Origin of the sequence: Stieleria maiorica (assembly GCF_008035925.1) — a bacterium.
Taxonomy (GTDB): domain Bacteria; phylum Planctomycetota; class Planctomycetia; order Pirellulales; family Pirellulaceae; genus Stieleria; species Stieleria maiorica.
This window is the reverse complement of record NZ_CP036264.1, coordinates 7224132-7239129: the sequence shown is the minus strand read 5'-3', so window position 1 is coordinate 7239129 and position 14998 is coordinate 7224132. Positions and strand designations below refer to the sequence as shown.

9 protein-coding genes are annotated in these 14998 nt (G+C 61.4%); 2 read left to right on the top strand and 7 right to left on the bottom strand.

Features of this window, described 5'->3' with window-relative positions:
• Window positions 1-482 precede the first annotated feature (482 nt).
• The gene (locus Mal15_RS24560) at window positions 483-1982 is read left to right on the top strand and encodes a MerR family transcriptional regulator (protein WP_233903003.1); all 1500 of its coding nucleotides are present in this window, start codon (window positions 483-485) and stop codon (window positions 1980-1982) included.
• A gap of 354 nt (window positions 1983-2336) precedes the next feature.
• On the top strand, window positions 2337-3074 hold the full coding sequence (locus tag Mal15_RS24555) for a hypothetical protein (RefSeq protein WP_147870169.1): 738 nt from the start codon (window positions 2337-2339) through the stop codon (window positions 3072-3074).
• A 159-nt stretch (window positions 3075-3233) separates the two neighbouring features.
• Here Mal15_RS24555 and Mal15_RS24550 read toward each other — a convergent pair whose 3' ends face one another.
• From Mal15_RS24550 to Mal15_RS24520, 7 genes are all read right to left on the bottom strand, one after another.
• Window positions 3234-5558, bottom strand: a complete 2325-nt coding sequence (locus Mal15_RS24550; RefSeq protein WP_167547023.1) for a VWA domain-containing protein — start codon at window positions 5556-5558, stop codon at window positions 3234-3236.
• Window positions 5555-8098, bottom strand: coding sequence for a BatA domain-containing protein (locus Mal15_RS24545; protein ID WP_167547022.1), 2544 nt, complete (start codon window positions 8096-8098; stop codon window positions 5555-5557). The genes Mal15_RS24550 and Mal15_RS24545 overlap by 4 nt, the downstream gene beginning before the upstream one ends.
• A 12-nt stretch (window positions 8099-8110) precedes the next feature.
• Window positions 8111-8464, bottom strand: a complete 354-nt coding sequence (locus Mal15_RS24540; protein ID WP_147870166.1) for a hypothetical protein — start codon at window positions 8462-8464, stop codon at window positions 8111-8113.
• Between the two features lie 11 nt (window positions 8465-8475).
• A complete protein-coding gene (locus Mal15_RS24535; protein WP_233903002.1) occupies window positions 8476-9609 on the bottom strand; it encodes a M28 family peptidase in 1134 nt (377 codons plus the stop codon).
• A 384-nt stretch (window positions 9610-9993) separates the two neighbouring features.
• A complete protein-coding gene (sthA, locus tag Mal15_RS24530; RefSeq protein ID WP_147870165.1) occupies window positions 9994-11469 on the bottom strand; it encodes a Si-specific NAD(P)(+) transhydrogenase in 1476 nt (491 codons plus the stop codon).
• Window positions 11470-11721: 252 nt separating this feature from the next.
• Window positions 11722-13017, bottom strand: coding sequence for a polysaccharide biosynthesis/export family protein (locus Mal15_RS24525; protein WP_233903001.1), 1296 nt, complete (start codon window positions 13015-13017; stop codon window positions 11722-11724).
• A gap of 77 nt (window positions 13018-13094) precedes the next feature.
• Window positions 13095-14672: a hypothetical protein gene (locus tag Mal15_RS24520; protein WP_147870164.1), complete on the bottom strand. Its 1578-nt coding sequence runs from the start codon at window positions 14670-14672 to the stop codon at window positions 13095-13097.
• Window positions 14673-14998 lie beyond the last annotated feature (326 nt).

The following is a 14998-nucleotide window of genomic DNA, read 5'->3' as shown; positions in this document are numbered from 1 at the left end:
GACGTCCGCATCCACCGAAAAGAGCACCAGGATTAGAAAAGTTTATCTCGCCGCCGGCCCGATCGCGGCCGGCTGATTCCACCGGTTCGCGCGCGGGATTTTGCCATGTCGCACAAGTGCAAAGCGCTTGCGAAATCACGTCTTGCGAAACCAAGGCAGGGTAGCGCGTCGACCAGCAAGACGATCCGGACCGGAATTTCATCAGGCGGTTTTCTCTGCTGACCGACATTTCGCTGCATTGTTACCGAGATTCGCCAGACTCGACTACTCCTAGTGACAGGTTCTGCGATAATCCGCACACGAATCGCGCTCGGGTGTCGGATCGATTGGCGGCCTCGACACCTTGAAACCCAGGGTTTGATCGCAACAATCGCGGCAAATGGTTCGCCGAGGAGGGAAAATACCAGCCCCCATCGGTCTGCCTACGCAACTCCCCACGACAAAGTTCCCCCAGTACATCGTCCCCCCCAACGCACAGTCCTTTGTCCGAGCCGACCGACACGAACGATCCGGCGCCCCTTCGCATCCTCTCCTGCTCCAATCCCGGTCGGCACGACGACTCCGCCCCTCCCGACGCGCCAGACGATGCCGACGAACGCGTCAAGGACAACGCCAGCGAATTCGAGATCGCTTCATTGAGCTTGAACACCGCCCCGGATGACCCGGGCGGCGATGACTCAGACAGCGATGACGAAGAACGCGATGTGGAGTCCGCCGCCGAAGACGCTCCGTCGGGCAAAACCGGCGAGAGCGATCCGGCAAGTTTTGTCGACAAACGGATCGCACTGTTCGGCCGTTTCGGCAGCATGAGTCATCGTGAAGCGGCCAACGTGCTGCAGTCGTTTCAAGCGGTCGTGGTGGATCTGCCCCGGCGTTCATCCTCGAGCCCGGCCAAAAAATCGGTTGATTCGGGCGACACCTCCGCGGACCGCTTGACGGTCGACCTGGTGGTCATCGGCGCCGACCAGCCCCCCCTCTCCCAGGGCGAGTTACTGCCGCCCGGCGTGATCGATGCCGCGGCCCGCGGCGAGCTGGAAATCATCCACGAAACCGAACTCTGGCAGCGGCTGGGGCTGTTCGATGTCGGACGCTCGGCGCAACGTTATTACACGCCGGTCATGTTGGCCGACTTGCTGGGCGTTTCGGTGCGCGTGGTCCGGCGTTGGCAACGACTGGGTCTGATCACGCCGGTAACGACGCTGCACAAGCTGCCTTACTTCGACTACACCGAGGTCGCCACCGCCAAGCGACTGGCCGGCTGGATGTCCGCCGGGGCCAGCCCCGCGGCGATCGAACGTCGGTTGGTGGATTTGATCCAAGTGCTTCCCAATATCCGTCGACCACTCGACCAACTCTCGATTCTGGTCGAGGGCAAACACATTCTGCTGCGGCAAGGCGATGGATTGGTCGAACCGGGCGGTCAGATGCGGTTCGATTTCGATGCGTTGGAAACCGACGCGGAACCGGCACGCGACGTCCTGGCGTTCGAACCGCCCGACCAACCGCCGATGTTGCGCTCCGTCGCCCCGGCGGAGCACGATCCGATTTTAGAAGCCGCGTATCAAGCCGAAGATGAAGACGACTTGGAAACCGCGATCGATTTGTATCACACGATCTTGGCCCGCGACGGCGCCCGAGCCGAAATATGCTTCCAGATCGGTGAACTGCTGTATCGAATGAACTTTCTGATCGCCGCACGCGAGCGGTATTACAGCGCGATCGAAATCGACCCCGAATTTGTCGAAGCCCGGGCCAGCTTGGGCGCCGTGCTGGCCGAACTGGGGCAGTTGGAACTGGCCGTCGCCGCACTGCGTGGCGCCCTGTCGATGCACGAGGATTATGCCGACGTCCACTACACGCTGGCAAAAACACTCGACCGGCTCGGCGATGATCTGCAAGCCCTCCAGCACTGGCAGCGGATCGTGCAGCTCGCCCCGGACAGCCCCTGGGCAGCAGAAGCGAGGGAGCGGTTGGGGATTTAAAGGGAGAAAATGGCAGAATGATGCAGCGGGGAGACAAGAAGATAGGTGACAAGAAAATGAACTGCTGGAAGTGATTCATCCGCCGTCAGTGCCGCCCCATCATTCTGCCACCCCATCATTCTGCCACCCCATCGTTTTGCCCCCATCGTTTTGCCCCCATCGTTTTGCCCCCATCGTTTTGCCCCATCGTTTTGCCCCATCGTTTTGCCCCATCGTTTTGCCCCATCGTTTTGCCCCCATCGTTTTGCCCGTCCGCCAACCTCAACAAAATCAAAAAAGAATCCGCAACGGATTCGCTAACGCAACGAAAACGGAGAGCTCGCAGACCAACGAATTCGAAATGGGGACACCGACGTGAGCTGGTCCTATGACAGTGCGGCCCAAGTGTGGCGATGCACGAACTTTTCCGATTTACAGTACGCCGAAATCAACAACTTTGCCGAGTTCGGCCAACCGGTCAGTCCCTATCAAGCGGGTTACGACCACGATCACGTGCCTGATTTCGGCAATGTGGTGATCGAAATGACGCAGGCTGCGGTGATGACCAGCGGTTACGGCGAAAACATCACGGCATTGGATTTCCCCCTGGTCAACCATTTTCTCGACAACGGCGTGTTGATGGGCGACACCAGCTACATGCCGCAGGTGGTCGAACGCGGAGCCGACGCGATTCTCGCTGCCGTGGGTGCGATTCCACGCCTGCCATCAGGCCGGCACCAATTAGGGCACCTGATCGCGCGCGGCGCCGTTCGAAACCGGGACCGGTTTATCACGACGAATCTCTACGGCTGGGGTTCCTACGGCATCACCCCCGGCAGTATTTCGGCCGCCGACGCCGCTTACATTCACGGCACGGTCAGCTTTGCCCTGAAACGCAACACCGTGTTTGTGGTGACCTCCGCGGAACGTCGCGTGGAAGCAGAAATCGGTGCCGGAGATGACAACTGGGACTTCAACTCCAGCACCATCAACCCGGCACTCAACGCCACCGTGGCCACACTGCTCGGTCCGGACCACTACAACCTGACCGCTCCCATCCGAATCCAATTCCGCGGCACCGGCAAACGGATGACCGCGACGAAGCGACTGTAGAGAGGGTCCGCCGACCGAGGCAAGACGTCCCATCCACGAGCGTCGATCGGAAAAGGGTGCAGGTACGAACGGCACAGGCATAAGCGTTGGTGTTTAGTCTTTAGGCGATCCCCGGTCGCCGCTTCGCAGCGATAGTGGGCGGCTAAAGCCCAATACCAGCTAGACCATTCCCCATCGTCTTCGTAGAAACCATTCCACGCTCAGCGCGCCGGCGAACAGGGTGAACACCAACCAACCGCTGCCGGGGCCGTCGCCTAAGCGATTCTTTTCAATCACGGGTGTCTCGGCACTGCGTCGTTTCGCGGCAATCGTCTCGATCAAGGCGTCGATCTGTTGCGGATCGAATGACGCTCCACCGTGGTCGGCGGTCAGGTCGGCTAGCTGTTTCATGTAAACCGGGTCGGCCATCGGGCGTGCCAGTTCGCGACTGGTTTCGGTGACTTGAAAGGCGACTTCATCCGGCTCGACGGAGGCATCACCGTCGGCGCGGACGACAAGTTTGTAGAAACCCGGTTCCAGTTCGGGGATCTGTCCGCTGATTCGGGGCTGGCCGCCGGCCGTCGCCGTGACATCCAGCGGTGTTTCCTTGCCCTGTTCGTCGACCACCACTGCAGATAACGTGACGTCGTCGACGACATCACCGACGCTTAATAGCCGGGCGCGAAACTCGGGCCTACTGTCAGATTCAAAACGGCGCACGTCCATCTCGGCGATCAAGCGGTCGCCACCGGATTCTTCACGCGACATCAACCACAACATCAACTGACGCCAAAACCGTTGATGGACCTCCGCTTTGCCTGCCCGCCACCAACGGTACGTCTCGTCGATCGCCAACGACGCCACCCGTCCCTTGCCGTAGCTGCCGATCACCAACAGTGGTTCTTTATCTTCGGTTTCCAGCAACGTTTGCACGCCGGCGGCAACCTTGGCGCCGACCAACCGATTCGCACCGCGAAGCTCCGGCAACGAATCCCAAACCGCTGCCGGATTCGGTCCGCCGAGATCGACGATCGGATGGCGACGTGCAAATTGCACTTTGATCGGCCCGGGGAGTTGAGAATCGGAACGTGCCGCTCGCTCCGCCGGAGTCATCACTCCGCGTGTCGGCGGGCGGCGTCGCGAGGGATCCATCTTGATCGGCAGCACGTCGACCAGTTTCCCGTCACCGTAACCACCGGTCCCGTAGGTCTGCAGTCCGCCGAGCGTGATCAGGCCGGCGCCGTCGCTGACCCGTGCGGCCAGTTCCTCCAGTTGGGCGTTTCCCAAGGCATTGGAATCGAGGTCGCCGATGATGAAGATGTCGTAGCGTCCGGGTTTTAAAACGGCGTCCAACGAAACCGGCCAGGTCCGGTCGCCCCGGATCGGCGCGTAGTCGAGTTCCAAATCAGGAAATCGGCGCAGTGAACGGCGCAGAAACGTTTGTTCCGGTCGGCCGGGACCTTCCAGAATCAAAATGCGGCCGCCGCCTTCGCGGACGTCGACGAAGGCGGTTTGGGTGTTGTTGCTGGTCACCCATTCGCCTTCCTGGGTCGCTGCTTGGACTTGCAAACGATACAGCCCCGGATCGGGTGCGGTCATCGGAATCGTCAGCGCGAGCGTTTCCCGCGCCCCACTCGGATCGATCTGTCGCGACCGCGCTTCGGTCTTGGTTCCATCGGCGGCGATCCACGAAACGGCGACCGGGATTTGTCGGCGGGCCAAACCGTTCGCCTGCACGGTCACGGAAACTTCAAATTGGTTTCCGGCGAACAGTTGGAAGCTGTCCGGCAAGTTGGTCAGTGCGACGTCACGTGCCGAAGCGTCGGTGCTGGGCGGTCCGATCGGGACCGTCCACAGCGGAACGGCAAGCGCATCAAGCACTTCGGCACCGCGGCGGGCGGCAGTACTTTGATCAGCGGCCTGACGCTCCGCACCACCGACCGCGGTTTGAGTCCCGTCACCCAACAGGACCACACCGGCCATCGGTTTACCCGCCGACGCGTCGATCGCCCCCTGCATCGCCAACCCGAGATTGGTTTCGTCGCCGAGTGGCTGCATCGAATCCAAACGGTCGGCCAGTCTTGCGATTGCGTCTCGCTCTTGTGCCTGCGCGACCGATTCGGAGATGGAATCATAGCGGATCAGGTGGACGTCCAGCATGTCATCCAGCCGGCCGACTTCCGCGAACAGCTTTCGCAGCGCCGTCTTTTGGCTGGCCCATCGATCCGTCCCGTCACCGTCGGGCAGCGACATGCTGCGTGAGGTATCGACCGCGACCACCAGCGTCGCCGCGGCGGGACGGTTGTCGGTGCGAACCAACGTCGGTCGCATTGCGGCGATCAACAGCACGATGCCGGCCAGCGACCGCAGCAAGATCAACCACTTTCGCTTGGACGGATCCTCGGTCGGCGGCGTGACCAACGCGATGACCGCGACGACGGCCGCGGCCGCCGCCAGTGCCACCCAAAGCGATCCATACAGCGGTTCCAGGGTGAATCGCGTCATGCCGCCGATCTCCGAACCGCGGATCCGGACGTTGTCGCAGCAGAGCGACGATAGAAGCGATTGCCCAAAACCTGTTCCAGCATGAAAACCAGCAGCGCCAACAGCATGATGGGGGACCACAACGAAACGACTTGGGTGCCATCGGTGGCCGTCCAATCCATCTCTTCGAGCGAATCGATTTGCCGCAACTGATCGGGACCAAACAGGCGTTCCAATCGGTCGGAATCCAAACGCGTGGTCGACAACTTCTCGCGTTGCAAGTTGGCGGTGAAGCCGAGTCCGGTTTCGTCGCCGCGAATCCAGTGCACGCCGCTGTGTTTCGGTTGCCCGACCACGATTCGCGATGCCAGGTCCCCTTCGGATGAGTTGCCGGGGGGAAGATTGATCGGAACCGGCGTCGCCCCGACCGGTGGAAACCATTGCAATCGGCGCGGGTTTCCGTCCGCTCCGGTTGCGGCTTGATGACGGATAGGGATCGAAACCGGGGCACCGACCTGCGTCGTCCAGGATTCGGCGCTGCGTCCGGTCACGTAACGGGTCACGTCGCGGACCAACGAAAACGCCGGCCAATACTCGTCGGATTGAAACAATTGGTTCCAGGTCGACGATGGCGGCGCGATGGCTGGGATCGGAGTGGTCAGCACCAGGATCCGCCCCGCTCGCGTGCCCGATGTCAGGTCAGCGGAACCCTGGTCATTGCCAATTGCTTCCGAAGCCCACTGGACCAACGCCGCATGCTCGGTGCCGGCGTAGCGCATCAACACCTGCGTTCGGCTGGAGGATGCGAGCTGCCAGTACTGGTGGATGCGGAAATCTTGAAACGGTACCCCGCCGGGCGTGTTGGCCAGCGTGACCAATGCGGGATGCGAGACGGCGGAGATTTCCAGAAAGGTCCCCGGATCGGGAACACGCCAGCGTCGACGAAACAGTGGCCAACCATCGACGGCGACCTGCCCTTGTCCCAACCGATCGCCGACAGCCACAAACACGCTGCCGCCCCGATCACGGTATCGAGTCAGTTCCGGTTCACCGAGCGCGCTCTCGGGCGGGTCAAGCAAGATCACGCCGTCGAAATCTGTCATTCGTGATGCAGCCAGATCGTCGTAGCCGATCCGCTCGATCGCATACTGTGATGACGGGTCGTCGATCGGCGCCGGAGCCGACACTGCCCAGGCGATCTCCTCCGCTTCCTCCGCCTGATCGCCGATCAACAACAATCGACTCGGCGGCAACACGGCGACGCTAAAGTAACTCGCATCGTCGATCGCCAACGCATCCTCGCCGATCAAACGGATCGCCCCGTGGTGCAAACCGACGGAAAGCGGCGGCAACGTCATCTGCAATTCCACGTCACGGCCCGGTTGCAACGTCACACTCAATCGGTCGACCGGTTTGGCCGGGGGACGAACAATCTCTCCGTCGCGCACCACCGGCATCGCGGGGCTGCTGGGATACAACACACATTCGGCGGTGACGTTCAGCGATCGCCCCGACGGTGTGGCTGATGGACTTGGTTCATTGTCCTGCCCCGACTCCGAAACCTCGGCATCGGTTCCTCCCAGAGTCGCATCCACGCCGCCGAGCGACAACACGGCGGCGACCGCAATCGATGTTTCGGGGGCGGGAGAGGTATCCGAAAGTGTCGGCAACGAAACAGATCGATTCGAACCGACGTAGCCGCCCATGTCCCAAACGGTCACGCGAATGTCCGACGACTCCAGCAGCGCGGCCATCGACGATTCCGGCGACTCGGCGGAGAAACTCGACTCGGCCAATCCGCTTAAGACCACCAGTTGCCGTGACGGTATCTCGCTGGTTTGCAGCAATCGGGCCGCCGCTTCGACCCGCGACTCCAGCGACTGGACGACCTCCAGGGCCTGTAGGGCGTCGGTCTTGGACAATGCCCCGGTCACGTCAAGCGAAAATGCGGCGGGGGCGCTCGAGCGATCAATGACGGCGATGCGGCTTTCCCGGGTGGCCGCCAAGATCAGTTGCTTGGCGGCGTCACGGAGCCGGTTCAGTTGGGTTTCCTCCGCCGAACGCCAAGCCGACAGAGGTGCATTGTCAACGACGATCGCCAAGGCAACCGGCGTCGCGTCATCGATCTGGGGTTTGGTGCCGCTGGCCAGGGTGTAGCCGGCCCAGCCAAGCGCGGCGACCAGGACGAATCCGGCAGCGCCCAACAGCGCCCAGACCAAGTGTTTTTGGTTCGGCTTGCCCGCAGCGACCGAAGCCATCGCCAATAACGCGATCCCCGCGAGCGATAGGATCCCGATGGTCGACCAGGTCATCGAGAGCGTCCCGGCGATCACCGGGCGTGCCAACGCGAGCGCGAGAACGGCGAAGGCGGCGATGCGTAACGCCAACAACCACCAGCGCCGCACGCGGACCTTGCTGCGGTTGGTTTCGAATCGCTGTGTCAGCAACCGCACCGACGGAAACACCACCTGCCTGGGTTCTTTCCGCGCGATCAGGTGCAACGCGATCGGGATCCCGACGGCGGCCAGCGCGATCAATAAGGTGGTATTTACAAAGGTCACGGATCCGTCCAGCTAGTCATCCAGTGCCCGCTTTCGCATGCGGCGGATTTTATCTTGGTGATGGCGGTGCGTTCGGAACGCATCCAAACCCGCAAGGATCACGATCACCACCAAGGTCAACGTGACGATCGACCAAGCCGCCAAATAGACGACGCCGACACCCGCAAACGTGGCCGCCAAGATCAACGCACCGCAAATCCCGATCAAGACGTTCACCAACAGACGCGACTTCTTGCGTCGCCGGCGATACTCGATGTCATCGTCGCCGTCAAACGTGTCGTGAGGCCAACCGTGGTGTTCGGTCCACTGCAGCCAGATCGCAAAAAACAACAACGTGACGCCCAGCAACAATCCTCCGGCGAACATCGCAAGTACTCCTATCGAGTCGGATCGGTGGTCGCAGAACTTTGCGCGACGAGCCACTGGTGCGCGACCCAGACGACCGCCGCGATCGACTGGCCGCTACAGTTTTCCGGCACGTCTTGCTCGGTATGCCAATACGACGGAGCGCCGATCCCAGGACGCGGGTAGTCGAAATCGATGACATCGATCGTCGGAATCCTGGCGATCTGGTTCAGCGGCAAGTGATCGTCGCGGAGGTCGTGACGCGTCCGCATCACAAAGGCCTCGACCCCCAGTTGATCCGCCTTTTTCCAAAACGATCGCGCCACCGACTTCGCGTAGCGGATGCTGTTGGCTTCATAGTACAGCTTCAACTCTTTGTCACCGATCATGTCAAACAAGACCCCGGCGGTGTAGGGCACCGCCGGCGGATCGTTCTTGTATTGTTCGGCAAAGTAGGTCGAACCGATAAAGTACCGCCCACCGTCGCGCTGCCAGATATACTCCTCGCCGTCAAACAACACCAGATCGACGCCGACATCAGGGGGCAGATCATCCAGCTGATTGGCCAATTCCATCAATCCCGCGGTACCGCTGGCCCCGTCATTTGCTCCGATGAACACGCCCCGCGGATTGTGTCGATCCCGATCCGGGTAGGGGCGGGTGTCATAGTGGGCACAGAACAGAAAACGTTTGGGGCGTTCGGGATGCCAGGACGCGATCAGATTGACCATCGTCAGTGCCGAACCGTCACGTGGATCGCGCGTTTCAAACACCTGGCGAGTCACCGTCGCACCACGCTGGCCGAAGAACTCCTCTAACAGTCGCTGCTGACGTACCATCGCGGCGCTGCCGGACGGTCGCGGTCCGAGGTCACACAATTGTTGCAGATACGACATCGACCGATCGGCGTCGTAACGATCGGGAATCGCACCACGCGTCGGGCTCTCCACCGCGACCACACCCCGCCGAAATGCTCCGGAGGAGAGCGCGATCAACAGCCCCCCACCCCCGAGCAGCGCGGCGATCAACAGCCAGGCCAATACGGCGCGGCGTTTCCCCCCGGAATGATACGGATCGCTTGCGTCGGAGTTTTCCACCTCGCTCATCGGCGGGTGCGATCGTCCACGCGGCAAAGACGTCATCGCTGGAACGGATGTTCTGGTCATTCAAAGTCCATTGGCAGACGTCTCTCGGATCACCGGCGGCAGCACCTGAACGCGGCCGGAGAGTTCATTGTATGCGCTCAAGTCGCGATCGGGCTAGGCGTTGGCCGCGGGTCGCCGCGTTCTCCGAACTCGGCGTGAGGCAAAGCTTCGCTTTATCGCGTGCGCCGAGTTCGGAGAATGCGGCGACTGTCCAGTCTTACCCGAAACCGAGCCTAGGGTAGACCACAAGCAGACGACCACAATTCGGTTTGCGGGTTCCGCGCCCGTAGCGGAAGCCGCCAAGGCTTTCGGCCCCCGCATGCGGCGTCGCCACGCCGGTGCGAAACTCTTGGCGAGTTCCGCGACCCGGAACCGAAGCGGCGGTCGTCGACCATCACCGGTGCGTCAAAACAGCCGGTTGTACCCGTTCAGCGCCGCGACGCGGTAGGCTTCGGCCATCGTCGGATAGTTGAACGTCGTTTCGATAAAGTATTCCAGGTTCAGGTCGTTCGAATCCATCACCGCTTGGCCGATGTGAACGATTTCCGACGCGTTGGCGCCGAAGCAGTGCACGCCCAAGATCTTTAACGTTTCACGATGGAACAGGATCTTGAGCATCCCGACGGTGGTCCCCATGATCTGGGCGCGGGCCAAGCTTTTGAACTGACTTTGGCCGACTTCGTAAGGCACGCAGGCTTCGGTCAATTCCCGTTCGGTCTGGCCGACGGAACTGATTTCGGGGCTGGTGTAAATTCCCGTCGGCAGATCATTGACTCGCAAGTTACCATCTTTTCGCCCCAGGACGTGCATCCCGGCCGCGCGGCCTTGGGTGTACGCGGCACTGGCCAGCGAGGGATAGCCGATCACGTCGCCGACGGCATAGATGTGCTCCTTGGCGGTTTGGAATTGATCGTCGACTTCCAATTGGCCACGTCCGTTGGGCACCAAGCCGATGTTCTCCAGCCCCAGATCATCGGTGTTTCCCGTGCGTCCGTTGGCCCACAACAGGACGTCTGTCTTGATCTGTTTGCCACTTTGCAAGTGCAAGACGACACCATCGTCGTGGCCTTCGATGCGTTCGAACGTTTCATTGTGACGAATCACGACACCTTGATCACGCAAGTGATAGGACAAGGCGTCGACGATTTCATCGTCCAAGAATTCCAGCAACTTGCCACGGGTGTTGACCAGGTTGACCTTGACGCCGATGTTTCGAAACATCGAGGCATATTCGGTTCCGACCACTCCGGCGCCGTAAATGGTGATCGAACTGGGTTTCTCCGCGAGCCCCAAAACCGTGTCGCTGTCGAAGATCCGCGGGTGGTCGAAATCGACTTCCGGCGGCCGATAGGGTCGCGCACCGGTCGAAATCACGAACGCCTTACTGCGGATCGTTTCGCCGTTCTCGATCGCGACGGTGTGATCATCGACGAAACGCGCGTGGCCGAAATGGATCGGGACGCTGTTGCGGTCATAAAACGACTGACGCATCGTCACCTGTTTGGCGATGATTTCCGCCGTGCCCCGGCGCAATTGTTCCATCGTCGGACTGGTGTTTATGCCCAATTCGCGAAACACCGGATTCTTCAATACGTTCATCGTGTTGGTGATCGTGTACCGCAAGGCCTTGCTGGGAATCGTCCCCCAGTGCGTGCATCCGCCACCGATCTGACGGTATCGTTCAGCGATTCCGACCCGCAGACCGCCTTTTCGAGCCTGCATCGCCGCCCCCTCGCCCCCCGGGCCGGTCCCGATGACGAAAAGGTCATAATCGAAGTCCGTGTCAACCATTTGTGTCCGCTTTTTCTTTCGAGTGCTCAATTCGTGCACCGCTTGTTTTACGATGTTGATCGCGTCAGTCCAATGCGATGCCGAGGGCATGGAGCAATAAAGGTTGGGATCGCAATCGAGGACATGGCTCTACATGTCCCTCAAACAGATCTCGCGAACGATTTTGATCGCCCGACGACAATGACCGCGGTCTGTCTTGGCCAGAGGGGCCGAACACCCGCGCCGTCTGCGACTCATTGTGTGGCTTTGGACAGACCGCCGGCCCCCTCATCCCCAACCCTTCTCCCCCGCAAAGCCGGGGGAGAAGGGAGCTGTCGTAAGTTCATTATCCACACGACATCCCTACCGCACTTCGATGTTCAGCGGTGGGATCGCGGCGTAGATGCCGCGGGTGAAGATCTGTTCGATCCAATTGTCCAGACGCACGATCGGACGTTGGGGCACGATCACCACGTCGCTGTCTCGCAGCCAGATCTCGTCGGCCGGTGTCGGCCGCTTGCCCAACACCGCCCCTTGCAAATCCAACATCGTGGACACCAGTCGCCAATCCTCGGCCCGTCGCAACACGACGACTTGCCGCATGTTGCCGCCGGGCAGATGACCGCCGGCACGCGCGATCGCGCCGAGCACCGTGGTCGGTCCTTCCAATTGAATCCGGTTCGGCGTTGCGACTTCACCGAGCACATAGACGAAATGATTGGCTTGCTGCGTCAGGATCGGTTCGGCTTCCAATCCGACGACCAATTCGCGATAGCGCAAGTTGATCTCTTTCTTGAGTTCCGGAAGCGAGAACCCCTGAACGCACAACCCACCGATTCCGGGCAGCCGAATCTTTCCGTCCGGCATCACCGTGACCGTGAGCGCCTGTTGTTGCAATCCGCTCTGACCGCCCACGGCGTTTCGAATGTCTTCGGCCAAACGGTTGGTACGAACCGGCGTGACATCGATCGACGGTTCGTCATAAAGTTTCTTGTACTTCTGTTCCAGCACGTCGCGGAGCTGACTGATCGACAGTCCCGCGGCATGGACCTGCCCTAGCAACCGAACCGTGATCGTCCCATCGGGTTGGATCTCCAGTCCGCGGTCGAGTGTACCACGTTGCAAATCCTGATCGGCGACCGATTCGATCAGCACTTCGTCACCGGGGGCCAACCGATAGTCGCCTTGATCTTGACGACGCGTGATCAGGTAAATGACTTGCAACTGATCACCGGGCCGCAGGCGATACTCGCCCAAATGCGCATACCGCGAGGGACCGGCGTAGCCACCCGGACCATAGGCGTCAAACGGCATCGGTTGCATGTCACGCCAACGCCCTTCCGCTCCGCAATGATCCTGACAATCGACCGCCATCATGCACTTGGGACATCCGCTTTTGCAGGGGTAGCCACCCGGAACATTTCGACATCCACAATCGGTCTCCGGCATCCTGACGCCGCCAGCCGCCGGGACACCAGCCGCTGTGGCACTGGGCGCTGTGGCACTGGCCGCTGTGGCACTGGCCGCTGTGGCACTGGGCGGCGGAGAGACGGCAACTTGGGCCGAAGCGATCGTGCAAGCGAACACGCAACCGGCCATCGCGACGGCGGCGATCCACGCCGAAGCGAGGTTCAGTCGAGAGGATGATTGAGACTGCATGGCAAAATCTCGCTTACACGAATGACATTGAGCGTGATCGATTGGATCGCGGCGAGCGATCCTGGAACGGCGTCGCATTACCACAATCTCGGAAACTTGCCGAGGAACCGTTTCATCGCGGAGCCCTGCTGATCGGTTGAGGCGGTGGGCGAGGCTGCGGTGGATGCGTCGTAGGGTTGGAATTCATCGACCGAGAAGGCTGGATCCACCGTGGGTTCGTCTTGTCGGGGATCCATCGCCGGATCTTCGGTCGGATTCGCTTTCGCCCCGATCAACGGCAGCCGAAACCCGGCCAACGACGCCGGGATGAATCGCGACGCTTTCTTCGCGCTCTTTTCAGGCTTCGTCTCGACGGGCACGGCCGGTTGGACCGCCGCCGGTTGGCGTTGGTTTGGAACCTCTGCCGCGGGACGGACCAGCGTGTTGACCGCCGGAGAGATGGATGCGAACTGGGCCGGCGACAGTTCGATCACCTGGGGCAGTCGTTGTTCCGCGACGACCGGCACGGTCGGTTGGATGCCCGGTTGAGTGCTCGGTTGGTCGGGCGAGACGCCGCCGACGGCAGGCTTCCCGCGCGCCATCACGGCGTCCAGCGCCGAGGCGACCTCTGCGGTCGGTGCGAGTGTCATCGCATGGCGCAGCGTCCATTGTGCTTCGGCGTCCAGCCCCATGTCGGCCAGCTGCATGCCCAGACGCGTCGCCAAACTGGCGTTGGAAGGCTGGCCCTGGAGCGCGGCGCGGCGGAGACAGAGCGCCGTTTCTTCGGGCAACCAATTCGTTTCGTTGCGTCCCAGTTGGATCGCGGCGATCAAATCCATCGCCTGGGCCGCTTGGACCTGGCGGGCAGCCAGAGGCGCCAGTTTCACGCGTGCAAAATCCAAGTAGCGATCGGCTAGCTGGGGAGGTGTTAATCCGTTGGGCGACATCCCAGCCGTCGCAGGCGTTTGATGCGAGGACGCGATCGCCGCAATCATCTCGACATCGACCGCCGCCCCCGCCGCCACAAAATCCCTGGCCTCTCCGATCGCCGTCCGAGCGACTCGCATGTCCGCGGCGGCCGTGATCGATTGTCCCGGCGCGGCGTTTTGCGAATCGGCGATGTCGATCCCCGTCGCCGTCAACTCCAATGCCGTCCATGCCGATGATTCCGCCGACGACCAAGCCCCGACGGAGTATTCGCGGTAGGCGTCGTCCAGATGGCGTGCGGCGCGGTCCAGGCAAGATTGGGGAGTGATCGACTGCAACCAGCGTGACGATTCCGTGTCGTGGACCGGCACTTGCGGAAGCGCCGCGGTGGCCGGGATCGCGTGCCGCCGCTTGGGCGGTGTGGTCACCGCTGGCAATTCGGGCTCGGATTCCAGGACAGCCGGGGAATTCACCGGGGAATTCACCGGGGAATTCACCGGGGAATTCACCGGGGGTAACCGACGTGGGACCGAAACCGTCGTCGACACCGGGCCGCGCCCACTCGGCTCGGCCGCATCGGTGGTGTTACTGACGACGGTGACGGTTTGAGACGACTCTGCGGCGGGGAAATACGGATTCCCGTGCGTCCCCGCACCGGCCGTCGACGCGACGGCCGAGAGTCCGATGCCCAGCAGCATCGCGCGTTGTCGATTGCGTCGCGTCATCCGTTTCCGCTCGATTGTGTTCATAGGTCTTCCGTCTCCGTACCGTCCGATTGCGGCGTCAACTTGGGACGGGGCCATCCGTCATGAGGTTGATTGCCGTAGTGATGATCGGACAGGTTGCAACGATGATCCCTGTCCTTTCGGCGTTTCCAGGGTGTCGTCGGCGGTTGTAGACGGATGAACTGTTACAACCGGCAAAGATTCGCCACAGAGAAGAGTTGCCAGCAAAGGCACTACTGCGCGCTGTCGGGCCGCCGTCGAATGGGCCTTGAGCCTCGTTCCAAGGCTCCTGCCTTGGAACGCAATGCCGATGTGGCTCCCGCCACAGACGCCGCGTGATCCCCGAGGCG